Source organism: Streptomyces sp. NPDC057638 (genome assembly GCF_042800315.1).
Taxonomy (GTDB): Bacteria; Actinomycetota; Actinomycetes; order Streptomycetales; family Streptomycetaceae; genus Streptomyces.
Map to the genome: position 1 here is coordinate 1 of NZ_JBHVHF010000538.1, position 2,771 is coordinate 2,771.

Genomic DNA, 2,771 nt, shown 5'->3' on the forward strand with positions numbered 1-2,771 from the left:
GGGTCCGGTCGCGGTGCCGTCGTCTCGGGATGTGGGCCAGTTACATCCAGCATGCGAGATCGTCTTCCGGAATCATGACCGGGAATCGATACGATGACCGCATGGTTGACCCTGGCATGAGCGAGAAGACGCCCCGCGGCTCCGTGCTGCTCGTGGCGCGGCTCCATGTCGACCTGTGCCGTCTCGCCAGCGCGATCTGTCCCTGAAGCGTTCGGCCCCCGACGTAACCACCCCGCGCGACGCTCCCGCCCCGCGCGCCCGTCGTGGGAGGCCGCGGCCCACCGCCGTGGCCCACCAGCCCGGCTTGAGAAAGCCCACGCACCCTGACTGGAGTCCTCACCATGGCCATCGAGGTCCGCATCCCGACCATCCTCCGCACCTACACCGACGGCGCCAAGCAGGTCGAGGGCAGCGGCACCACGCTCGCCGACCTCTTCACCGACCTGGACTCCCGTCACGCGGGCATCCGTGAGCGCATCGTGGACGGCGGGGAGCTGCGCCGCTTCGTCAACGTCTACCTCAACGACGAGGACGTCCGCTTCCTCCAGGGCATCGACACCGAACTCGCCGACGGCGACAGCGTCACCATCCTCCCCGCGGTCGCGGGCGGAAGCCTCTGATGAGGTACGACTCCCCACTGGCCGCCGTCGGGAACACCCCGCTGGTGCTGCTCCCCCGGCTCTCGCCCTCGGACGAGGTCCGGATCTGGGCGAAGCTGGAGGACCGCAACCCGACCGGCTCGGTCAAGGACCGCCCCGCGCTCCATATGATCGAGCAGGCCGAGAAGGACGGCAGGCTGACCCCGGGCGCCACCATCCTGGAGCCCACCTCCGGCAACACCGGGATCTCGCTGGCGATGGCGGCCAAGCTCAAGGGCTACCGCATGGTCTGTGTGATGCCGGAGAACACCAGCGAGGAGCGCCGCCAGCTGCTCGCCATGTGGGGCGCGGAGATCATCCCCTCGCCCGCGGCGGGCGGCTCCAACACCGCCGTGCGGGTCGCCAAGGAGCTGGCGGCCGAGCACCCGGACTGGGTGATGCTCTACCAGTACGGCAACCCGGACAACGCGGGCGCGCACTACGCCACCACCGGCCCGGAGATCCTGGCCGACCTGCCGTCGATCACCCACTTCGTCGCCGGTCTCGGCACCACCGGCACCCTGATGGGCGTCGGCCGGTACTTGCGCGAACATGTCCCGGGCGTACGGATCGTGGCCGCCGAGCCGCGCTATGACGACCTGGTCTACGGGCTGCGCAACCTGGACGAGGGCTTCGTCCCCGAGCTGTACGACGCCTCCGTGCTGACCACCCGCTTCTCGGTCGGCTCGGCGGACGCCGTGCGCCGTACCCGGGAGCTGCTCCAGCAGGAGGGCATCTTCGCCGGGGTCTCCACGGGAGCGGCGCTGCACGCCGCGATCGGCGTCGGCCGCAAGGCGGTGGCGGCGGGCGAGCCGGCCGACATCGCCTTCGTGGTCGCCGACGGCGGCTGGAAGTACCTCTCCACCGGGGTCTACACCGCCCCGACGACCGAGGCGGCGATCGAGACGCTCCAGGGGCAGCTCTGGGCGTGAGGTGACCGGGCCCGGCGCGGGGACGGGCCGAGGCGGGCCGCACGCGGCGGCGCGACCACGGGACCGGGGCCACCGGAACCGGGCGCGCCCGGCCGGAGCGTCGAGCGGTGGACCCGGCGGGGGCTCGCGCCGGGTCCAGGGCCTGTCTGAGGGATCAGACACGGCCTCGCCGAAGACCCGGGGGGTGACGGCCCCGGGGGTGTGAGGCGGGGAGCGCGCGCTCCCCGCCTCCGCCGTTTTCGCGCCCCTCCGAATCAGTGACAGCGCAGGTGAGTTCGCCCACACCCCCCGGCCTCGCGGGAGCGGCCACCACTTTTGCGCTTTACGCTCAACGGACCGCACGATCTGCCCTCAGCCCCCTCCCCGTCCACGGAGGTTCGCGCTCCATGAAGCTCACCGTCGTCGGCTGCTCGGGGTCGTTCCCGTCCGTGGAATCGGCCTGTTCGAGCTACCTCGTCGAGGCCGACGGCTTCCGGCTGCTCCTCGACATGGGCAATGGCGCCCTTGGCGAGCTCCAGCGACATATCGGTCTCTATGACCTCGACGCCATCGTCCTGAGCCATCTCCACGCCGACCACTGCATCGACATGTGCGGCTATTTCGTCGCCCGCTACTACCGCCATGACGGCGGCCCGCTGGCCGCGCTGCCGGTCTATGGCCCGGAGGGGACCGAGGAGCGACTGACGACGGCGTACGCCGACACCCCGTCGCCGACCGCGATGCGGTCCGTCTTCGACTTCCACACCCTCAAGCCCGGCAGCTTCGAGATCGGCCCCTTCTCGGTCCGCACCGACCGGGTGGCCCACCCTGTCGAGGCGTACGGCTTCCGGCTGGAGCACGGGGGCCGGACGCTGACGTACTCCGGGGACACCGGGGTCTGCGAGAACCTGCACAAGCTCGCCGACGGGGCCGACCTCTTCCTCTGCGAGGCGTCCTTCGTCCATGGCAAGGAGGCCATTCCCGACCTCCATCTCAACGGCCGTGAGGCGGGTGAGCAGGCCGAGCGCGCCGGGGTGCGGCGCCTGGTGCTCACCCACATCCCGCCGTGGACGGACGGCGAGCGCAATCTCGCCGACGCCCGCGCCGTCTACCGGGGCCCGGCGGAGATCGCCGCCCCGGGCCGGGTGTACGAGGTCTGAGCCGCTCCGGCCCGCGCCCGCCGGGCCGAACGGACGAGCCCCCGTTCCCGTACCTCCAGGGG

Annotated in this window: 4 protein-coding genes; all 4 read left to right on the forward strand. The window is 71.6% G+C overall.

Annotated features, from left to right (window positions below):
- Positions 1-101: 101 nt before the first annotated feature.
- The gene (locus ACFVIM_RS34490; RefSeq protein WP_384310160.1) at positions 102-206 is read left to right on the forward strand and encodes a putative leader peptide; all 105 of its coding nucleotides are present in this window, start codon (positions 102-104) and stop codon (positions 204-206) included.
- A 135-nt stretch (positions 207-341) separates the two neighbouring features.
- Positions 342-620: a MoaD/ThiS family protein gene (locus ACFVIM_RS34495; protein ID WP_384310162.1), complete on the forward strand. Its 279-nt coding sequence runs from the start codon at positions 342-344 to the stop codon at positions 618-620.
- Positions 620-1,570 (forward strand): PLP-dependent cysteine synthase family protein, encoded by a 951-nt coding sequence (locus tag ACFVIM_RS34500; RefSeq protein WP_384310164.1) that lies wholly within the window; start codon positions 620-622, stop codon positions 1,568-1,570. Before ACFVIM_RS34495 ends, ACFVIM_RS34500 begins: the two co-directional genes overlap by 1 nt.
- A gap of 386 nt (positions 1,571-1,956) precedes the next feature.
- The gene (locus ACFVIM_RS34505; RefSeq protein WP_384310167.1) at positions 1,957-2,709 is read left to right on the forward strand and encodes an MBL fold metallo-hydrolase; all 753 of its coding nucleotides are present in this window, start codon (positions 1,957-1,959) and stop codon (positions 2,707-2,709) included.
- Positions 2,710-2,771 lie beyond the last annotated feature (62 nt).